Origin of the sequence: Herbaspirillum sp. C9C3 (genome assembly GCF_013359625.1) — a bacterium.
In the GTDB taxonomy this organism is placed as follows: domain Bacteria; phylum Pseudomonadota; class Gammaproteobacteria; order Burkholderiales; family Burkholderiaceae_D; genus Herbaspirillum.
The window spans coordinates 47,382-66,907 of the sequence record NZ_JABFMQ010000011.1; the positions used below are offsets into that span (position 1 = coordinate 47,382).

The window sequence follows — 19,526 nt, forward strand, 5'->3', positions numbered from 1 at the left end:
ACTCTTTAGGAGACGGCAAACTTTCTGAGATCTCCGTTGTGGCGGTGGGCAAAAGAAAAGCCACCTGTATTAGGTGGCTTTTAATTTTGGGGCGCAGCGGCATTAAATCCCGACCAACTTTATTCATTGTAGTGTTAAGCAGAAATGAAAAGCTTTCCTTTTCTGAAAAGCTGCCCGCAATCCCTTATCCCGCTTGATTTTCAAAAAAGGAAAGCCATTTATTGGGCATGCCTTTCCGCAAAATTTACACATTTCGAAATCTGGGAAATGAAAGCCTTTCTTTTCCCAATGCCATGCGGGTTTGAGCGTAGATATAGCTACCTACTTCGAAATCGACAGTTAGTCTGGCCGTGAGACCTCGTCGAGAGGGCGGCTGAGTTTCACATTAAAAGACAATATCCAGAAGCGATCTGCCTTCTGTGCTTCCCAATCTTCAAGTCGGCGCTCGTGGTCTTGTCTATCTTGCACCCATTTATAAAGTCTCAGCGCCATGAATGCTGCCGCGCTTATGGCAAGGCCGGTGACCACACCTGTAGTGAATTCTGTGGAAGGTAAGGCTAAACCAATCGCTCCCCACATCCAACTACCGCGAGCACGATAGCCCCAGAAATATCTACTTAATTCGTCGGACGGAAAGAGTGATTTGGGGAGGTCATATGCCTGCGTGGTGTGGATGATTGAGTTAATCACAGCATTCCAGTTACTTGCAGAAGCATAGTTCTTTCGTTCGAATTCACGGCCAACCTGGATGTCCCCAATACTGGTTTTAAGAGATATACCTTGAGCACAAGCAGAGAATATTTCGCCTAGTGTGTACTTATCAAATGGTTCTCCCGAGACCGCAGGAGCTGCCATCCAGGGCGACTTCAAGGTTCCAAGTGGTGTTCCATGAGACAGAACGGCAACGTACCATGCCTGTGCGCGAACACCTCCATTCTTAGGGGAGTTTGGCCATGTATTGACTGCCTTAACTAAATAATCATTGTTACTGCCAGTCTTTTTTATTCCATACAGCTTCGGCCAGCTCTCAAGAATTTTAAATTGATTTCTAGTGCTATCTTCGTTTGGAAAAACGGGAACTGCTGGTATCGGTACCGCATTTGCCTGTTTCACTTCGAGAATGCACGCCTGAGATTTTTGCAACGTACCATCAGGTCCATAAGTATTTGCAATGAGCAGCATATCGCCGAGTTCACATCCCGGCTTTATCACCTCATCAGCTATCGGCGAGGCGTTTACCTTTGCTCTATACGCCACTGGCCGTTTGTCGATCCAAGCTAAATCGACAGCCGCATCACTCTGATTATCAAGGCCCTTGAGGAGCGATGTTTTGTAGGCATACAGAGCAGCTGGAGAAAATAGCTCTGCCAGATTTTCTAGTTCACCATTCAGTCCACTGCCGTAGGCATTTTTTATCGCATCATCAAATGCAGATTTAAGGTCTGCTTCTGCGGTCGACGTCCACATATCAATTCCTTGATTTGGTTGCGAATCAGATGCATCAGATTGGTATCTTCGGTCGGGTAGTTCCGATATCTGGATCGAGCATCTTATTGAGAGGATGATTGAACTTCGTTCTGAGCGTTGCTTTTTGTATTAACTTCGAACTGTCTGCCGCCAGAACTTATGCTCAAGTAATTTGGGAGCCATCGTGGCCCCCATTTTTTTATCTTGCCCGCTCAGAGCGGCTGTGGTGGAAGTAGAGATAAAGCAGGCCAATAGGCGCGATGACCGGCGACAGAGACCAGCAAACACTCATCATAATGACCTTCACAGCCAACATCAGGATGGCATTCACATAGAAGACGTTGTCTCCCATGATGAAGGACACGATGCTTTCGTAGACGAAGCGGGCGTACGGATACAGAAGCGTGCAGATTATGAAGAATGGAATGAGCTTCAGTGGAAACGGATGGTTACCGCTCGTTGACGCAAAATAGACCATGACGGGGAAAATCAGGCCGAAAACGAACTGCCTGAAGTAATAGCGGCTGTTCAGCCCCCCAAATGTTTTGCTGAGCACTGGATGCAATTGCATGCACTTCCCCTTTCGATTTTAATTAATTATTACCCCGTGGGAATTATAGCGGTGAATTGCTGTTAGGCAATCGCGGGCCAATTGCTCGTTAGCCGTTGGGAAGAACTGGGTGTACATCCGCTTAGTCTGATGCACCTTAAATCGAGCACTAAATTCCCAGGACTCAATTAACGGCGCCTTGCTACCAATTCTCTTCACGCTAACCATAAACTGGCTGCCTTAGTCATTCGAATCGCCACCAGACACCACCATGAAGTCCCTCGAAGACATCTCCAACTTTCTGCGATATGAACTGAGCCAGTACGGCTTCAGCTACTCCCCTCAGGACTCGGAACTAGGGCTGGTCGAAGGCACCGTCGCGCGTATCCTGGACGGCGCCGGCGATTACTCGGTAAAGGAGCTCATGGTTCTCCTGGAGAAGTTGGGCTTCGAGCTCGACATCTTCGACAAGGAGGTGTTGAGGCATATGAGGGAAGGTCCCGTCGGGCCGGCGAACGAGTCGCTAGTCAAAACTCAGGTCCAGATTGCTGTGGAACGTTTCCGTACCCAAGCCAGCTTAACGACAGGGGAGGGAATGAATCCCGGCGATCCCGAATCAACCAAGCTACAGGTCTCACTCGCGGACTTGACCTCGACGCCCCCGCGCACAGAAGAAGAAATCCGCCGAGCTATCGCCGGGGGGAGAATTGCCGAACTGAAGCCGGACCAGGCATAGCCGGGCCTGCAGGAAAGCGTGGGGGAGCTATATGGCCTATGTTGCAATCATCAATAAACACGGGCAAGTAACCATCCCGAAGGACATTCGGCGTGCCCGTGGCTGGAAGGCGGGTACTCGAAGCAGCATCATCCAGGGTGATGGGGCTGCTTTCATTTTGCGCACGGCGCAAATGCCCCAATCAACGCCCGATCTGCTCTTCACTACCTCAATGCCAAATACCGACGCACATGAGCTCGCCAGCCAGGCCCGCATGTTGCTCGAAAGACTTGGACCCGAAGATGACCATCGGGCATCAGCAATCGGTGTCGAAATCCACCTCATCGTACTGCTCTATACCTCTGGTGCATGGGCTCTCAAAGTCCTTCTTGGCCAAGCCGCTGCCATCTCTCTTTCCGTCGGGGCAGAGAAGGCATTAGCCGAACTTCACGCCATCATTTGTGCGCTACTGGGAAAACGGCCTCCCAACATACTGATGACCACCGCAGGCCGGGCTGTTGCGCACGGTACGGGCGCTTACAGGGAGACAGAATCCTGACGGGTTCGTCCGCTGCCTGGTCAAGATGGCGCAGTGGTCGAGCCAATTCGACTATGCTGATGTGGACTCGCTCATTGCCACGCTGAGGAGGACCAATGCTTTCGGGGAATCACCTACTGAATACCGGCTGTTGAACGTGAATGGAAGTGTGGCAGCGTGAGCCGACGCGCTTGCCCACTGTGATCGATGTTTTGCCGTCCGTTGTAGTAGTATTGTTAACTCAAAATCAAGTAATCCATTCGTAGCCGATACATGTTCATGGGGGACTATTCGGTACTTACCAATACTGTTGCAACACAGCGAGGTGCTTATGGAGCTATTAAGAATAAGTAATATGGACAATCAACGGTTGTTAGCATCAGCGGCTGTTTTTCGGGGGCTGTATTCGGAATCGCTTGACCAGTACGACGTACTAGCACGATTTATTTCGGCAACGATAACTCTCAACAATCTGCATTCGTTCCCACTTTCAGAGTGCACTCGTCTTTTAAGGGCAGACTTTGGGTTCGATATTCCCGAAGCGGTTGTCAGGCGGTGCGTCAAACAGAAAATGAAGACGCAGATCGAGAGGTCGGGAGACCCTCGGCAAAATACGTGGCACAGGACTATAGCTTTTGATGCGAATCCTGATCTACAAATGCGCTTAGACGATGCGCGTTCGGACAATACTGTACTAACAGAAAAACTTGTTGAGCATGCAGAGGCCTTACGGAAACAAAGCCTCTCTGAGCAGCAAAGAGCAACCCTGATTGATGATTTCTTTTCTCACTTGAAGGGGGTTCCCCGCCAGAATGATAATTTCCCGTTAATTGGGCATTTCATTTTGGCGATGGAAAAGGATTTCGCTGCAAAAGAACGGCTGGAACTTGCAAGGCAGGGGCTAATTATTGTGGATGGTTTGCGCTATTCAGCGGAGACATCCAGCGAAAAGCTTCCACGAGACCTGAATATTTACCTAGATACTGAGATTCTTTTTAGCGCCGTGGGCTATCACGGATCACTTCGCCAGCAGCTGTTCAAAGATTTCCATACTCTCGTTGGCGAGTTAAATAAAAAGGCTGAAAAGTCGTCATCGGGAAAGGTTCTGCTTCGCTATTTCGACGCGACATATAGAGAAGTTTTGAATTATTTTGAAGCAGCCCGACTGATCGTTGATAAAGGTGGCCGACCGGAGCCCGGGAAGCAAGCTATGACGACCATAGTAAATGGGTGCGCAAACGGCACCCATGTACTAGGTAAACAAGCAATGTTTAAACAGGAGCTAACTCGGCTAAAGATAACACCGGACAACGCTAGAGATTTTTACGATCCACCTAATTTCAACGTGGAAAGTGCTGACCTTATTAAGGTTTTGAAAGTTGAATTATCGGCGGATGAAGTGAGAATTCATCAGGCGCTCCAGCAGTTCACTCGAATAAATTACTTGCGAAGGGGGGACAGTAAGACACACCTCGAAGCCGTAGGCCATATATTTTTATCGGATAAAAGTGTCGTGCGTGCGGCGGCATTTTCTCAAGGTCTTGGCCACATGCAGCCTGGTGTGGTTTCATTCTCCACGGACCTTGACTACATGACAGAGCGTCTGTGGCTGAAGTTGAATAAGGGCTTCAACTCAGGAAGCATTCCAACTTCGTTTGACGTTGTTGCACGTACCAGGCTGGTTCTTTCTGCTCAATTGGGGAGCAAAGTTTCAGATGAATATCAATTGCTGCAAAGACAGCAAAAAGATGTACGAACACGCATGGATCAAGAGACCTTGGGCTATGTTGTTGCCGATCTCATGAACAAGATGAAGAGGCCTGAAGATGTTACTGACGAAAACTTAGATGTTGAGTTTCTTGCCAGCGATGACTTTGTGAGCAACGCAGTGGCAGAGCACGCTACCCTTATGGCTGAGGCTGAGGCAGGACGAAAGGCAAAAGAGGATTTGCAGTTAGCTGTCGATCATATTGCAGAGGAGCGCGAAAAGACCCGGCTCAAGATGATAGCGTATGAGGCGGAACGAGAAGATCGGGAGCGAGCTCATAAAAATCAGGAGTTGCGTTTCAAACGTCGTGAAACTAATTTGCCTATCTTGCGGAGAGCGCAGCGAGTTTCCAAAAGCGTGATGGCCATTTATTGGTGCGTTCCGATTGTAGTAATGTCGGCAATTATTAATTTTCTGCGTGCATCAGCTGATTCAGATTTGTCTCTTTTTGGAATGTATTGGACGATTCTCCCTGTGCAGTACGCCATCCAAGGTTTCTTCTGGAAGCCCGTTAAAAGGTTTATCAAGAGCTCTGTGCGTCGCTACGTGGCTTCTAGATTTAGAAGTTCAAGCAAGAAAGGTTCCGTGGCTGCATTTGGCCAATAGTAAGAGGCCGAGACTCGTGATTTTGGGCGCATGCAAAGAAAGTGGCAGCTTCGCCCTTTCTTTGCCGCTTCGAATTGACGGGGCCGCCACAGAACCGACCTCAAAGAGGGCATCGCGATCCAGTTTTACGAGAGGTTGTTGTAATTCAAATTCGCTCAAAGTTATTGGGAATCGCTCAAGAATAAAGAGCGAGACAGGACTCTTCATTTACTACAACAGGCGCTAGCATTTGAGTAGGCGCATAGGTACCTGATTCAACGCAGCCCCTTTTTATCACTGTCGCTTTGCTGGGGCGAACGATAGCAGCTTGGCTCTTACTTCAGCGTGCGTTTCTGCTACCGGCTTGTATTTGGTATTCCACGGTAGCTTTGCTGGGACTCGCTCTAACAGACCTTGCTCGGCCAACTGAAAGGCTGAGGACGATAGAGGCTTATACCATTCGGGACCTTGAAAAGTACCCAATTCATGGGGAATTCACTGACGTGTTTGCCTATCAGGTGATCGAAGACCATCAAATTGTGAGCATTAATATGGTTTTCTATGGTCAGAAGCTGGTTTCGGTAATGCAGTCTAAAGGGTGACTTCCGAAGCACTATGAGGCTGCGGTTGAAATTGACTTTTTCGGGGCCTGCGATTGGCTTCCAAAATATTCATGGACTTAATTTCGCGGGCGGTGGTGTGCGAGGCGTGCTTGGCCATCGCCTTGGCTATTTGTGGTGGCAGATTAAATTTGCCGGCACCAGGAATAGACCGGAGCTAAGGATTTTCAGTCCCGGAAATGAAAAACGCCAACCGGCGAGGGCTGGCGTTTTTGCTTGGGACATTCTTGGTGGCCCGGGGCGGAATCGAACCACCGACACAAGGATTTTCAATCCTAGAGCTGCACGAAAAACTTGTCCCAGACTTTAATTACATGTCTCAGACTTTAATTGCATGTCTCTGACTATAATTGTATGAAACAGTAGTCAGGAATCGCAAAACACCCTCACTCCACCGTCACCGACTTAGCCAAATTGCGCGGCTTGTCCACATCCGTCCCCCTGGCCAATGCCGTGTGATACGACAGCAACTGCAACGGCACCACGTGCAGAATCGGCGAGAGCACGCCATAGTGCTCCGGCATGCGGATCACGTGCAGACCTTCTGCCGAGGTGATGCGCGAATCGCCATCGGCAAACACATACAGCTGACCGCCACGCGCCCGTACTTCCTGCATGTTGGACTTGAGCTTCTCCACCAGCGCATCATTGGGGGCAATGGTCACCACCGGCATCTGGTCCGTCACCAGCGCCAGCGGACCATGCTTGAGTTCGCCCGCGGCATAAGCTTCAGCGTGGATGTAAGTGATCTCCTTGAGCTTGAGCGCACCTTCCAGGGCGATCGGGTAATGCAGGCCACGTCCCAGGAACAGCGCATTCTCGCGGCGCGCAAAGGCTTCGGCCCAGGCGACGATGGAGGGCTCCAGCGCCAGGACGCTCTGCAGCGCCGCCGGAAGGTGGCGCATGGCCTTGAGGTGCTCGGCCTCCTGCGCTTCACTGAGCAGGCCGCGCGTCTGTGCCAGCGCCAGCGTCAGCAGGAACAGCGCCGCCAGCTGCGTGGTGAACGCCTTGGTCGAGGCCACGCCCACTTCCACACCGGCACGGGTGATGTAGGCCAGTTCGCATTCGCGCACCATGGCACTGGTGGCCACATTGCAAATGGTCAGCGTATGCTGCATGCCCAGGCCACGCGCATGCTTCAAGGCCGCCAGCGTGTCGGCCGTCTCGCCGCTCTGCGAGATGGTCACCACCAGCGACTTCGGATTGGGTACGCTGTCCCGGTAACGATATTCGCTGGCAATCTCGACGTTGACCGGGATCTTCGCGATCGATTCCAGCCAGTACTTGGCCGTCAGCCCGGCGTAATAGCTGGTGCCACAGGCCAGAATCAGGATCGAATCCACTTCCTTGAAGACCTTGTAGGCCTTGTCGCCAAACAGCTCGGGCATGATGCCGACCACCCCCTCCAGCGTGTCGGCGATGGCGCGCGGCTGCTCGAAGATTTCCTTCTGCATGTAGTGCTGATACGGTCCCAGTTCGACCGCGCTGGTGTAGGCCTGTACGGTGCGCACCTCACGCTCGGCCGAACGGCCAGCCGCATCGACGATCCACACCCTCTGCAACTGCAGGTCCACTACGTCGCCTTCCTCAAGATAGATGATCTGGTCGGTCGTGCCGGCCAGCGCCATCGCGTCCGAGGCCACGAAGTTCTGTCCTTCACCCACGCCCACGATCAGCGGCGAACCCTGGCGCGCCGCTACCACACGATGCGGCTCATCCGCGCAGAAAACCGCAATGGCGTAAGCACCGGTCAGGCGACGCACGGCCTGCTGCACGGTCTGGAAAAGATCGCCGTCATACATGTGATCGACCAGATGGGCGATCACCTCGGTATCGGTCTGGCTCTCGAAGACGTAACCGGCAGCCTGCAGTTCGGCACGCAGCTCGTCATGGTTCTCGATGATGCCGTTGTGCACCAGCGCAATGCGGTCGCGCGAGAAGTGCGGGTGCGCATTGTGCGTGGCCGGAGCACCATGGGTGGCCCAGCGGGTATGAGCGATGCCGGTGAAACCGGACAGCCCGCTCTGCGCCACCTGCTGCTGCAACTCGGCTACCCGTGACGTGCTGCGCGAACGCTGCAGCTTGCCATCCACGTGCAGCGCCACGCCGCAGGAGTCATAACCCCGATATTCAAGGCGCTTGAGGCCCTCGAGCAGAATGGGAGTGACGTTTTGCTGCGCTACCGCGCCGACGATGCCGCACATGGAATACCTCGCTGGAAAAGATGTGCCTGCATATTAGGCGAGGCAATGTGAAATAAGATTTCTAAAAAATTAGAGTTTTGAATTATTATTGCTTCATTGCTTGCTGATGAAATATTATTAAATTCATGTAAGTTTTTTGAATTTATATGTCATGTGTGCTGGCTTGTACTCAGGCAATGCCAGGCAAATTCACAAGTTTTCCTATGCGCCCATGAAAGCACCCCTCGATCTGGACGATCTCGACCGCCGTATTCTGCAAGCCTTGCAGAGCGATGCCAGCCAGACCAACCAGGAGTTGGCTGCGCAGGTGCATGCCTCGCCGCCGACCTGCCTGCGTCGGGTCAAGCGGTTGGTGGAGGCGGGGGTGATCGCGCGCCAGGTGGCCTTGCTGGATCCGGCTCAGGTTTCTGCCACGCTCACGGCGCTGGTGGAAATCACGCTGGACCGCCAGGGCGAGGAAGAACAGCAGGCCTTCGAAGCGCTGGTGGCCGGGGAGGCGGCGGTACAGCAGTGTTACCGGGTGTCGCCGGGGCCGGATTTCGTGCTGGTGGTGCTGGTGCGCGACATGCCCGCCTATCACGCCCTGGCGCATCGGCTCTTCGCTTCGCAGCGCAATGTGCGCAACGTGCGCAGCTACTTCTCCATCCACCGCAGCAAGTTCGAGACCGCCATCCCCCTCGAGCTCGGCGCCGCCCCATGAAAAACGGCCGATACCTTCAGGTATCGGCCGTCCGGGCTTGTGGGCAAGTCAGGAAGCAGCGTATTTCCGGGATTTTTCCTTCATATCGCCCTAAAACCACCCCTCAGTTGGCGTTATCCACAGGGCACGCGCCTATTTCTTGATCTTGACCGGTCGTTGCCAGCCCGCCAGAGACAGCTGTTTGGCGCGCGACAAGGTCAGTTGCCCGGCCGGGGCGTCCTTGGTCAGCGTGGTGCCCGCGCCGATGGTGGCACCCTTGCCCACGCGCACCGGAGCGACCAGCTGGCTGTCGCTGCCGATGAAGGCGTCGTCTTCGATGATGGTGCGGAATTTGTTGGCGCCGTCGTAGTTGCAGGTAATCACCCCGGCGCCGACATTGACGCCGCTGCCCACGTCGGCATCGCCCACGTAGGCCAGGTGATTGGCTTTGCTGCCCACGCCCACGATGCTGTTCTTGACTTCGACGAAGTTGCCGATGTGCACGTCCTGCGCCAGTTCGGTGCCGGGGCGCAGGCGCGCGTAGGGGCCGATCTGTGCGCCGGCGCCGACCACCGCATCTTCGATATGGGTGAAGGGCTTGATGGTCACGCCGGCACCGATGCGCGCATTGCGGATCACGCAGTGGGCACCGATGCTGCTGCCTTCGCCGATGCTGACCTGGCCTTCGAAGACGCAGTTGACGTCGATGCTCACATCACGTGCACATTCCAGCACGCCGCGCACATCGATGCGGGCCGGGTCGGCCAGGGTCACGCCGGTTTCCAGCAGGCCATGGGCGATGTTGCGCTGGTGGACGCGCTCCAGCTCGGCCAGTTGCACCTTGCTGTTCACGCCCAGGGTCTCGGTTACGTCATCGGGTTGGGCCGAGACCACTTCCACGCCATCGGCCACGGCGGCCGCGATCACGTCGGTCAGGTAGTACTCGCCCTGGGCATTGTTGTTGGAGAGATTGGCGAGCCACTGGCGCAGCCGCGCCGTGGGCGCAACGATGATGCCGGTATTGACTTCGCGGATGGCGCGCTCGGCCGCGCTGGCATCCTTCTGCTCGACGATGCGCTTGATCCGGCCGTCCTCGCGCACGATGCGGCCATAGCCGGTGGGGTCGTCCAGGGTCACGGTCAGCACGCCCAGCTTGTCGTGGCCGGCGGCCTCCAGCAGGCGCCGCAGGGAAGCCGCGGTGGTCAGCGGCACATCGCCATACAGCACCAGGGTAGGTACGTCATCGTCAAGATGCGGCGCGGCCTGCATGACTGCATGCCCGGTACCCAGCTGCGGTTGCTGCAGGGCAAAGGCCAGGCCCTGGCCGGCGAAAGCCTGCGGTACGGCATCGCCGCCATGGCCGTAGATCACGCACAGCTGCGTGGGCGCAAGCTGGCGCGCGGTATCGATGACATGGCCCAGCAGGGGCTTGCCGGCCAGCGGATGCAGGACCTTGGGCAGGGAGGATTGCATGCGTTTGCCCATGCCGGCGGCGAGAATGACGATGTTCATGGCAGTGTGAAGCCAAGGAGGCAAAAGAAAAAAGGACCGAAACTGGAGCGCGGAGTCTACCATGCGCACCATCCATTCCCCAGGGGATTGAGCGCCCGGTATCCCGGTCTGGATGTTGCATTGGTGGCAATTTCATAAATCAGGAATAAACCTCAAAAGTCATATTAATCTCCTGATGTAGTTGCAGACGACCATGATTAAATGACTAAAAACAATGTTGATGCGTCTACCCGTGAGGCATTGCGTCTTCAATGTTTCCTTCTTACGGTTGCGCCCACCTTTGGCGCCCAGGCGACTCCATGGCAACTGAAAAAACTTTTGATCTGCTCTACATGCACAGTCCGATCACCTATTCGATCGGGCGTCATCTTGTCGAGAATGGCTATCTGGAAAACGAGCTGCTCGTGGTCTGCGGGCGCAACACGCAATGGGACGGGCCCTTCATCAGCGTGGAAAACGATGGCGTGTGGTCGATCTCGCGCACCTGCGATTATCTGGAAAAGATCTGCGCAGTCCTGAAGGGCTATGCCGCGATCGGCCTGAACCTCTACGTGCCGCACAGTGGTTTTCTGGTGGGCAAGCTCTTCAGCATGGCCGGGGTGGTGCGCAAGGTGCACTACATCGAGGAAGGGACGGCCGCCTACGATCCCTCCAACGTTCTCACGCCATGGACCAGCCCGGAGATCGATGTCGGTCTGCTCACCGATGAGCTCGAGCGTCGAGGCATCCTGGATGTGCTCCAGATCGACCGCCAGCGTCTGGCCGGTCTCAATGCGATGGATTCCTGGTTCTTCAATCCGCGCCTGCCCGGTTTTGCCGGCGCCTTCTGCGTCTCGGACAAGGCCTTCCCAACCCTCTCCGAGGTCACGGTGCTGCCGATGAGCACGCGCGAGATCATTCCGGCCAATGAGACCGTCTGGCTGTGTCTGCTGCCGTGCCTGATCAACTTCGTTGCCGAGCACGAGAAGAACAAGCCCCTGCTGGACAAGTTCCTGTATGGCCTGCTGATGATGGTGCGCATGCAGGCGGCCCTGGTGAAAAACGTCGGCGGTGCACTGGTCATCAAGTTCCACCCGGCCGATGACGCGTATTTCAACGAAGGGTTCAAGAACAATTTCTATGCGATGGGGACCGGCTACCGTGATTTCTTCGACATGAACGATTTCCCGGTCGGCTATGAACCGGCCTTGTACAACTTCACGAAGTTCATCGTGGTCAACGATTCTTCCGCCTTGCTGTATGTCCGCCAGTTCCGCGGGGAGGAGAGCGTCGTCCCGGTCAAACTGGACTGAAGACGGATCCCTGATCCACGCGCCCGGCATCGCAGCCATCTCACTTACCGCAACGGCACATCATGCTTACCAACCAGTCCATTCTCGTTACCGGTGGTACCGGGTCATTCGGCCATACCTTTGTTCCGATGACCCTGGCCAAATACAACCCGCGCCGACTCGTGATCTTCTCTCGCGATGAAATGAAGCAGTGGGAAATGGCCAAGCTGTATGCCGACGATAGCCGCGTGCGCTTCTTCATCGGTGATGTGCGCGACAAGGATCGTCTGGGACGCGCCCTCTCCGGCATCGATTACGTTGTCCACGCCGCCGCCACCAAGATCGTGCCGACGGCAGAATACAATCCCTTCGAATGCGTCAAGACCAATGTCATCGGCGCCATGAATCTCATCGACGCCTGCATCGATCACGGCGTCAAGCGCGTGGTGGCGCTTTCTACCGACAAGGCCAGCAGTCCCGCCAATCTCTATGGTGCCACCAAGCTGGCCTCGGACAAACTCTTCGTGGCCGGCAATTCGTATTCGGGCGGCAACGAGACCCGCTTTGCGGTGGTGCGTTACGGTAACGTCATGGGGTCGCGCGGTTCGGTGATTCCTCATTTCATGGCGCTGGCGGAGAGCGGGAAAAAATTTCCCATCACCGATGAGCGCATGACGCGCTTCATGATCACGCTGGAGCAGGGTGTGGAACTGGTATGGCATGCCTTCGAGGACATGGTGGGCGGGGAAATCTACGTCAAGAAAATTCCCTCGATGCGACTGCCGGATATCGCCCGTGCAGTGCGTGCCGATGCCGAGTTCGACATCGTCGGCGTGCGTCCCGGCGAGAAGCTGCATGAGCAGATGATCGGCATCGAGGATGCGCCCTACACCTACGAATATCCCGAGCATTTCAAGATCCTGCCGGCCATTCACAAATGGAGCGAAGATCCGGCCCGGATTCGCGATGGTCACAAGGTCGCTGCCGATTTCGTCTATTCGTCCGACAACAACCAGGAGTGGATGTCCTCGCAAGAGTTGGCAGGGTGGATTGCGGCGCATCGCAATGTCGTCGGAAAACTCTGATGACTCCCATTCCTTACGGCCGACAGGACGTCACGCAGGACGATATCGATGCCGTGGTCGAGATCCTGCGATCGGATTTTCTCACCCAGGGACCTGCCGTCCCTGCCTTTGAGCAGACGCTGCAGGCGCATTGCCAGGCCAGTCATGCCGTGGCTTTCTCCAATGCCACGGCGGCCCTGCACATCGCCTGCCGTGCGCTGGAGGTCGGACCGGGCGACCTGGTCTGGACCTCGCCGATCACCTTTGTGGCCAGCGCCAATTGCGCACTGTATTGCGGTGCCGAGGTCGACTTCGTCGATATCGATCCGCGCACCTGGAACATGGACCCGCAAGCCCTGGCGGCCAAGCTCGAGCAGGCCAGCCGCAGCGGACGACTGCCCAAGGTGGTCATCCCCGTGCACCTGTGTGGCCAGTCTTGCGACATGCGGGCCATCGGCGCGTTGGCTGCGCAATATGGGTTCAAGGTGATCGAAGACGCGTCCCATGCCATCGGTGGAACATACGCGGGCGAGCCCATCGGCAATTGCCGCTACAGTGATATCACCGTCTTCAGCTTTCATCCGGTCAAGATCATCACGACCGGGGAGGGTGGCGCCGCGCTGACCCGGAGCGACCTGCTGGCGAGCCGCCTGCGTCTGCTGCGCAGCCACGGCATTACGCGCGAGGCCGGGCTGATGCAGGAGCCCCCTCACGGCGACTGGTATTACGAGCAGATCGATCTGGGCTTCAACTATCGCATGACCGATATGCAGGCCGCCCTGGGCAGCAGCCAGGCCAAGCGCCTGGAGCAGGTGGTGGCGCAGCGGCACCGTATTGCGCAGCGCTACGATAGCCTGCTGGCCGACTTGCCACTTCAGCTTCCGTGGCAGTTGCCGCAGACCTATTCCGGCATGCACCTCTACGTCGTGCTGGTGGGCGAGCAAGCCGGGCGTGATCGCAAGGCCGTCTTCGATGGCTTGCGCGCGGACGGCATCCTGGTCAACGTGCATTACCTGCCGGTCTACCGGCAGCCTTATTATCGCCAACGGGTGAGTTGCGATCCTGCCCAGTTCCCGCATGCCGAGCACTATTACGCCCATGCGATCTCGTTGCCCATGTATCCGGGTCTCAGTGAGGCGCAGCAGGATTTCATCTGCGAACGACTGGCTTTTTACCTTGCCTAGCGCTGTTATTTTCGCTTCAGTTGAGGTGCTGCAACCCGGCGTGAAGTCTTGCTGAGCGTGGCTTGTGCCGGCAACGATAATGTTGCAGCTGCTGACCGGTGACGAGATGACCACTGCGCCGGGCACGGCAAGCCCACTCAATCTGATACGAATACGGAAACTTCAATGACTTCTTCGTCGCCATTTCCTGACGCTTTCCCGGCTGCAACGGACCAGGATGTCTCGATGCAGCCTGGCTATTATTTCGAAGACAGCGTCCAGCAACAGGAGCGCGAACGCATCTTTGCCCGCTGCTGGAATTTCGTCGGTTTTGCCGAACAGGTCGCCGAGCATGGTCAGTTCCTGACGGTGGAGATCGGCGGCACCTCGGTCGTGGTCCAGAACTTTCAGGGCGAGCTGCGCGCGCTGCACAATGTCTGCACGCATCGTTTCGCCAAGATCCAGGAAGAGAAATGCGGCAAGCGCGCGCTGACGTGTCCTTATCATGGCTGGACCTACGACAAGGAGGGCACGCCCTTCATCCCCGGCAATGCCAAGTACTTCCAGCTCGATGACGCCGGCCGCAAGGCCCGTGCGCTGCGCAGTTTCAAGCTGGAGCAGTGCGGTCGCTTCCTGTTCGTACGGCTGGCCGAAGAGGGGCCGTCCCTGCCGCAATACCTGGGCCCTTACGCGGACATCCTGCTGCATCTCTCGGAGATATTCACGGACCAGGTCGATGACCAGCGCAGCCTCTGGCAGGCCAACTGGAAGCTGGGCGTGGAGAGTGTGCTGGAGGTCTACCATGTGGGCCTGGTGCACCCGGAGAGTTTCAAGAATTACGTGCAGGCACGCTGGGAGATCGATGTCGGCGAAGGCTTCAACAACGGTGTGGCCTATCTTTCCGAGAACAGCGCCAAATGGTGGGATGGGGTGCGTCAGCGCCTCAAGCTGCACCAGAGCCAGCGTTTCCCGAACTATGACCACTTCTTCATCTTCCCGAACCTGGCCATCGGTCTGTCCCATGGCTGCCTCATGAGCGTGCAGACCTATACGCCGCTCACACCGCAGACCAATGAGCTGCATTACCGTATCTTCATGGCCGCCAGCGACCTCGAAGCGGGGCGTCAGGCCGCGGTGCGCAAGGCGGTGGTGGAGAACGTGACCACCTTCAACCGGGTCATTCTCGGGGAAGATCAGCACATCATGGAGCAGGTGCAGAAGGGCAACGCGCAGATGAGCATGGCCCCGGTTCACGGCAGCAACGAAGCGCGCATCCGCAAGTTCCATCAACACTGGCATCACTGGATGAGTCTGGCTTCCGGTGAGAATGCCAAGCGCGACTGAGAGCCCGTCATGTCCTCTTCCCTGGTCCTGTTTCGCGTCGATGCAACTGCGGCGATGGGCATGGGCCACCTGATGCGCTGCCGTGCCATTGCCGAAGCCATCACCGAACAGGGCGGCACGGTCGTGTTTGCCATGGTCGATCCGCTGGCGGCGGCGCAGGCGATGATGGCGGCCATCCCCGCCCAGTTGATCGCGCTGCCGGGGCCGGCCAACAGTGAAGAGGACCTGGCCGCTCTGCGGGAATTGATGCGCGTGCTCAGGCCGCGTATCACCGTCGTGGACGGCTATCATCTCGATGACGCCTACCTGCGTGCCGTGGCCCGAGAGGCCCCGCTCGGGGTGCTGTGGGACAGTGCCGAGCATCAGGACGTGGCCGCCGATCTCATCATCGATGCCTCCCCCAACGCGCCCCGGGACGCCTACGCGGCGATCTCGGCGCAAGCCTTGCTGCTGCTGGGGCCGAGGATGGCGCTGATCCGTCGCGACATCCGCCACGCCGCCGCACAGCCGCAGCAGGCGCTGGCTGCACGTGAGCAGGTGCTCATCAGCTTTGGCGGGTCGGATCCGCTCAATCTCTCGATGGCCTTGCTGCCACTGTTGCGTGAACGCTTGCCGGCCAACGTCGGGTTGACCGTGCTGGCCGGTGCAGCCTATGCGCATCATCAAGATTTGCAGGACCTGGCCGATAAACTAAGTCCGGCAGTACGGGTTGTGGTCAATCCGCCGTCGGTGGTGCCGCTGTTTCTTGGTGCCGGGCTGGTGGTGTCGGCAGCCGGTGGCACCATCGGCGAACTGGTGGCGCTGGGGCTGCCGGCGCTGTCGGTGGTGGTGGCGCAGAATCAGGTGGCCGCCAGTGTCGATGGTCCGTATCCCTGCGTGGATGGCCGCACGGCCGCAGCGCCGGAACACATCGCCACGATGGCGGCGGCAATGTGGCAAGATCTGCCGGGACGGGAACGCCTCGTGCAGGGACTGCGCGGTGTGGTCGATGGCCAGGGTGCCGTGCGTGTGGCCAACGCGCTTCTTACAACACATTTTAGGGAAAGACTTGCGTCATGAATCATGTCAAGATCGCCGATCGCGTGATTGGGCCGGGACATCCTCCGTACATCATTGCGGAGATGTCGGGCAACCATAACGGAGAGATCGCGCGCGCCATCGCGCTCATTGATGCAGCCGCCGATGCGGGGGCCGATGCCGTCAAGATGCAGACCTATACGGCAGACAGCATGACGATCGACTCCACCGCGCCCGGCTTTGTCATCGAGGGCGGGTTGTGGGCCGGGCGCAGCCTGTATGACCTCTACCAGGAAGCGGCCACGCCCTACGAGTGGCACCCTGCGTTGTTCGAACATGCGCGCAAGCGCGGCATTGCTCTGTTCAGCAGTCCGTTTGACCGCGCCGCAGTGAAGATGCTTGATGAGCTTGGGGCGCCAGCCTTCAAGATCGCCTCCTTCGAGCTCAACGACTTGCCCCTGATCCGCTATGCGGCCAGTTTCGGCAAGCCGCTGATCATGTCGACCGGTCTGGCCACGCTGGCCGAGATCGAGGAAGCGGTGGAGACAGCCCGCCAGGGAGGCGCCGATGGCGTCATTCTGCTGCATTGTGTGAGCGCTTATCCCAGCGATCCGCGCGAGAGCAATCTGCGCACGATCCCTCATCTGTCGCAAGCCTTCCAGGCACCGGCCGGCCTGTCCGATCATACCCATGGCACTGCCGTGCCGACCGCTGCGGTGGCTCTGGGTGCCAGCGTCATCGAAAAGCACCTGTGCCTGGCGCGCGCTGACGGCGGCGTGGATTCGGCGTTTTCGCTGGAGCCGGAAGAACTGCGTCAACTGGTGGTGGCGGCGCGCACGGCCTTCGATTGCCTGGGCGAAGTGACCTACGGTCCGACGCCGGGCGAAGGAAAGGGACGCGACTATCGCCGTTCGCTCTATGCCGTGCAGGATATCGCCGCCGGTGCCGCCTTCACCGCCGAGAACGTGCGCTCCATCCGCCCGGGACTGGGGCTGCCGCCCAAGCATCTCGACACGGTCATCGGTGCCAGCGCCAGCCGCGACATCAAGCGGGGCGAGCCGTTGGCCTGGCCCATGGTAAGGCTTTCCGAGCAGCGCTGATGAGCCATCGACCCAAGGTCGTCTGCATCACGCAGGCGCGGACTACCTCGACCCGACTGCCGCGCAAGGTCCTGCTCGACGTCATGGGCAAGACTCTGCTGGCGCACCACATCGGGCGCCTGCAACGCAGCGTCACGGTTGATGAGGTGGTGCTGGCCACTACGACCAACGCCAGCGATGATGAAATCGCCGCGCTCGGCGCAAGGCTGGGCGTGAAGGTGGCGCGCGGTCCAGAGCATGACGTCCTGGCCCGTTTCGTCATCGCCGCCAGGATGGCCGAGGCTGAGGTGATCGTGCGCGTGACCTCGGACTGTCCGCTGATCGATCCGGTCTTGCTGGATCAGGTGGTCGCGGCCGTGCTTGAGGATCCGCAGGTGGACTATGCGCATCTGGACATGAATTTCTATCCCCGCGGTCTGGACGTGGAGGTCTTCCGACGTGCATTGCTCGATCAGGCCGACCAGGACAGTGCGACGACTCCCTATGAGCGCGAGCACGTCACGCCCTATATCTATCATCGTCCGGAACGCTATCACCTGCGCGCCGTAGCGGCGGGAGCAAGCGATCCCGCCGGAGCGCCGGGTTGGCGGTGGTGTGTGGATGAGCCGGCCGATTTTGAACTGGTCTCCCGGATCATGGAAGTATTGTTGCCCGGGCATCCGGATTTCTCCTGGCGCGATTGCGATGCGGTGATGCGACAGCATCCCGACTGGGGGCAATTGAACCAGCATGTCCGGCAGAAAGGAGAGAGCGCATGAACAGCATCCGTTGCGTCATCTGTGATGGCGATGAATGGGATCGCATTGGTGCGGTCCACGCCGGCGAGACCCGCCGCGAGGGGACCTCACTGCAACGCGTCGAGCAGGAATTCGCCTTGGGTGCGTGTCGCAATTGCGGGCATGTCCGCACGATTGAGCAATACGATGCCGCCGTCTTTTCCAGGCTCTATGCACAGGAGAGTCAGCAACCGGTGTCCTGGGGCGACCTCAAGGGGGCCGATGCCCTGCAGCCCTATGCGGAGATGGTGGAGCTTGCCGGTGGCGCGGCGCTGAAGTCCTCGGCAGGGCTGATCATCGACGTGGGGTGCGGCAATGGTCCGCTGCTGGTCACGCTGGCCGAACGCTTCGACATTGCCTTGCCACGCCTGCTGGGCATTGATTTCAATCGCATGCTGCCGGACCGGTTTGCGTTCCGGCAGGCCGATCTGAACACCACGGATCTCATGGCGCTGGTGCAGGCCGGAACACCCGTCGATGCCGTCATGTCCTCCCATGTCATCGAGCACGTCCTCGATCCGCGTCGCTTCCTGCGGCAGCTCAAGAAGCTGGTGCAACATTGCGGCGGGGTGATTTACATCGAGACGCCGGACTTCTCCGCCGTTGACGTCGGTCGTCCGGATGTGTGCAATCTGATCCATCCGCAGCATATCAACTATTTCACCGCAGACTCGCTGGCAAAACTGATGGCATCGGTCGGCTTGCTGGTCGAGCATGTCGATACACAGGTCACAGGGGGAATCCCGCGTTTGCGCATGCGGGCGCGCGCCGCGCCCGCCGACGAACCGGCGGCCAGGCTGCGCGCCAGTCTGCAAGCGGGTGTCGAGACCAGGGAGCAGATCGCGCGCAGTCTGATGTGCGCCGGTCCGGTCCTGCTGTGGGGCGCCGGTGGTGATCTCTGGCGCATGCTCGAAGAGCACCCGCAGACAGGGGCCCTGCTGGAAAGCGGTCGGGTACGCATTGTCGATCGTGCGCTGGCCGGTGCGACGATCCATGGCCAGCAGATACTGTCCTCGTCCGATATCCGGAATCAGGAGGGGCCGGTGATCCTCATGCCCGCCTATTCCGGTACCCGCCGCAGCATGATTAATTTTGCCCGGTCTGAAGAGTTCGACGCTAGACTTGTCGACCTCTATGCCCAGTAACGTACTCT

The 19,526-nt window shown here is 57.5% G+C and carries 16 protein-coding genes; 12 read left to right on the plus strand and 4 right to left on the minus strand.

Features of this window, described 5'->3' with window-relative positions; translation table 11 throughout:
• Nucleotides 1-339: 339 nt before the first annotated feature.
• Both HNO82_RS12375 and HNO82_RS12380 read right to left on the minus strand, forming a co-directional pair.
• Entirely contained in the window at nt 340-1,467 is a 1,128-nt protein-coding gene (locus tag HNO82_RS12375; protein WP_175343935.1) for a hypothetical protein, read from the minus strand.
• A 199-nt stretch (nt 1,468-1,666) separates the two neighbouring features.
• Nucleotides 1,667-2,038, minus strand: coding sequence for a hypothetical protein (locus tag HNO82_RS12380; protein WP_249776988.1), 372 nt, complete (start codon nt 2,036-2,038; stop codon nt 1,667-1,669).
• A gap of 250 nt (nt 2,039-2,288) precedes the next feature.
• Here HNO82_RS12380 and HNO82_RS12385 point away from each other — a divergent pair, with 250 nt between their 5' ends.
• The 3 genes from HNO82_RS12385 (at nt 2,289) to HNO82_RS12395 (ending at nt 5,644) form a co-directional block, all read left to right on the plus strand.
• Nucleotides 2,289-2,753 (plus strand): hypothetical protein, encoded by a 465-nt coding sequence (locus HNO82_RS12385; protein WP_175343936.1) that lies wholly within the window; start codon nt 2,289-2,291, stop codon nt 2,751-2,753.
• Nucleotides 2,754-2,784: 31 nt separating this feature from the next.
• Nucleotides 2,785-3,291 carry an AbrB/MazE/SpoVT family DNA-binding domain-containing protein gene (locus HNO82_RS12390; RefSeq protein WP_175343937.1) on the plus strand — a complete coding sequence of 169 codons (507 nt, stop codon included), beginning with the start codon at nt 2,785-2,787 and terminating at the stop codon, nt 3,289-3,291.
• Nucleotides 3,292-3,928: 637 nt separating this feature from the next.
• Nucleotides 3,929-5,644, plus strand: coding sequence for a hypothetical protein (locus HNO82_RS12395; protein WP_175343938.1), 1,716 nt, complete (start codon nt 3,929-3,931; stop codon nt 5,642-5,644).
• A gap of 985 nt (nt 5,645-6,629) precedes the next feature.
• On the opposite strand, the gene glmS is transcribed toward HNO82_RS12395, so the two are convergent.
• Nucleotides 6,630-8,447: a glutamine--fructose-6-phosphate transaminase (isomerizing) gene (gene glmS / locus HNO82_RS12400; protein WP_008333096.1), complete on the minus strand. Its 1,818-nt coding sequence runs from the start codon at nt 8,445-8,447 to the stop codon at nt 6,630-6,632.
• 211 nt (nt 8,448-8,658) lie between these two features.
• Between glmS and HNO82_RS12405 the strand changes: the two genes are divergently transcribed.
• On the plus strand, nt 8,659-9,147 hold the full coding sequence (locus tag HNO82_RS12405; protein WP_008333095.1) for an Lrp/AsnC family transcriptional regulator: 489 nt from the start codon (nt 8,659-8,661) through the stop codon (nt 9,145-9,147).
• Between the two features lie 132 nt (nt 9,148-9,279).
• Here HNO82_RS12405 and glmU read toward each other — a convergent pair whose 3' ends face one another.
• Complete coding sequence (gene glmU / locus HNO82_RS12410; RefSeq protein ID WP_175343939.1) at nt 9,280-10,638, minus strand: bifunctional UDP-N-acetylglucosamine diphosphorylase/glucosamine-1-phosphate N-acetyltransferase GlmU; 1,359 nt, start codon at nt 10,636-10,638, stop codon at nt 9,280-9,282.
• A gap of 299 nt (nt 10,639-10,937) precedes the next feature.
• On the opposite strand from glmU, the gene HNO82_RS12415 reads away from it, so the two are divergent.
• The 8 genes from HNO82_RS12415 (at nt 10,938) to HNO82_RS12450 (ending at nt 19,518) form a co-directional block, all read left to right on the plus strand.
• On the plus strand, nt 10,938-11,930 hold the full coding sequence (locus HNO82_RS12415) for a hypothetical protein (protein ID WP_175343940.1): 993 nt from the start codon (nt 10,938-10,940) through the stop codon (nt 11,928-11,930).
• 62 nt (nt 11,931-11,992) lie between these two features.
• A complete protein-coding gene (gene pseB, locus HNO82_RS12420; RefSeq protein ID WP_008333091.1) occupies nt 11,993-12,994 on the plus strand; it encodes a UDP-N-acetylglucosamine 4,6-dehydratase (inverting) in 1,002 nt (333 codons plus the stop codon).
• A complete protein-coding gene (gene pseC / locus HNO82_RS12425; protein WP_175343941.1) occupies nt 12,994-14,157 on the plus strand; it encodes a UDP-4-amino-4,6-dideoxy-N-acetyl-beta-L-altrosamine transaminase in 1,164 nt (387 codons plus the stop codon). The genes pseB and pseC overlap by 1 nt, the downstream gene beginning before the upstream one ends.
• Nucleotides 14,158-14,382: 225 nt before the next feature.
• Nucleotides 14,383-15,480: an aromatic ring-hydroxylating oxygenase subunit alpha gene (locus HNO82_RS12430; protein WP_249776989.1), complete on the plus strand. Its 1,098-nt coding sequence runs from the start codon at nt 14,383-14,385 to the stop codon at nt 15,478-15,480.
• 9 nt (nt 15,481-15,489) lie between these two features.
• Nucleotides 15,490-16,539, plus strand: coding sequence for a UDP-2,4-diacetamido-2,4,6-trideoxy-beta-L-altropyranose hydrolase (gene pseG, locus HNO82_RS12435; protein WP_175343943.1), 1,050 nt, complete (start codon nt 15,490-15,492; stop codon nt 16,537-16,539).
• On the plus strand, nt 16,536-17,597 hold the full coding sequence (gene pseI / locus HNO82_RS12440; RefSeq protein ID WP_175343944.1) for a pseudaminic acid synthase: 1,062 nt from the start codon (nt 16,536-16,538) through the stop codon (nt 17,595-17,597). Before pseG ends, pseI begins: the two co-directional genes overlap by 4 nt.
• Nucleotides 17,597-18,355, plus strand: coding sequence for a cytidylyltransferase domain-containing protein (locus HNO82_RS12445; RefSeq protein WP_175343945.1), 759 nt, complete (start codon nt 17,597-17,599; stop codon nt 18,353-18,355). Before pseI ends, HNO82_RS12445 begins: the two co-directional genes overlap by 1 nt.
• Nucleotides 18,352-19,518, plus strand: coding sequence for a class I SAM-dependent methyltransferase (locus tag HNO82_RS12450; protein WP_175343946.1), 1,167 nt, complete (start codon nt 18,352-18,354; stop codon nt 19,516-19,518). Before HNO82_RS12445 ends, HNO82_RS12450 begins: the two co-directional genes overlap by 4 nt.
• Nucleotides 19,519-19,526: the final 8 nt, after the last annotated feature.

Excerpts from the sequence above, each read along its gene's own strand:
- HNO82_RS12405 (WP_008333095.1), top strand. The coding sequence starts at position 8,659 with ATGAAAGCACCCCTCGATCTGGACGATCTCGACCGCCGTATTCTGCAA.
- HNO82_RS12380 (WP_249776988.1), bottom strand. The coding sequence starts at position 2,038 with ATGCAATTGCATCCAGTGCTCAGCAAAACATTTGGGGGGCTGAACAGC.
- HNO82_RS12390 (WP_175343937.1), top strand. The coding sequence starts at position 2,785 with ATGGCCTATGTTGCAATCATCAATAAACACGGGCAAGTAACCATCCCG.
- HNO82_RS12385 (WP_175343936.1), top strand. The coding sequence starts at position 2,289 with ATGAAGTCCCTCGAAGACATCTCCAACTTTCTGCGATATGAACTGAGC.
- pseB (WP_008333091.1), top strand. The coding sequence starts at position 11,993 with ATGCTTACCAACCAGTCCATTCTCGTTACCGGTGGTACCGGGTCATTC.
- glmS (WP_008333096.1), bottom strand. The coding sequence starts at position 8,447 with ATGTGCGGCATCGTCGGCGCGGTAGCGCAGCAAAACGTCACTCCCATT.
- HNO82_RS12375 (WP_175343935.1), bottom strand. The coding sequence starts at position 1,467 with ATGTGGACGTCGACCGCAGAAGCAGACCTTAAATCTGCATTTGATGAT.
- HNO82_RS12395 (WP_175343938.1), top strand. The coding sequence starts at position 3,929 with ATGCGCTTAGACGATGCGCGTTCGGACAATACTGTACTAACAGAAAAA.
- glmU (WP_175343939.1), bottom strand. The coding sequence starts at position 10,638 with ATGAACATCGTCATTCTCGCCGCCGGCATGGGCAAACGCATGCAATCC.
- pseG (WP_175343943.1), top strand. The coding sequence starts at position 15,490 with ATGTCCTCTTCCCTGGTCCTGTTTCGCGTCGATGCAACTGCGGCGATG.
- HNO82_RS12450 (WP_175343946.1), top strand. The coding sequence starts at position 18,352 with ATGAACAGCATCCGTTGCGTCATCTGTGATGGCGATGAATGGGATCGC.
- HNO82_RS12445 (WP_175343945.1), top strand. The coding sequence starts at position 17,597 with ATGAGCCATCGACCCAAGGTCGTCTGCATCACGCAGGCGCGGACTACC.
- HNO82_RS12415 (WP_175343940.1), top strand. The coding sequence starts at position 10,938 with ATGGCAACTGAAAAAACTTTTGATCTGCTCTACATGCACAGTCCGATC.
- pseI (WP_175343944.1), top strand. The coding sequence starts at position 16,536 with ATGAATCATGTCAAGATCGCCGATCGCGTGATTGGGCCGGGACATCCT.
- HNO82_RS12430 (WP_249776989.1), top strand. The coding sequence starts at position 14,383 with ATGCAGCCTGGCTATTATTTCGAAGACAGCGTCCAGCAACAGGAGCGC.
- pseC (WP_175343941.1), top strand. The coding sequence starts at position 12,994 with ATGACTCCCATTCCTTACGGCCGACAGGACGTCACGCAGGACGATATC.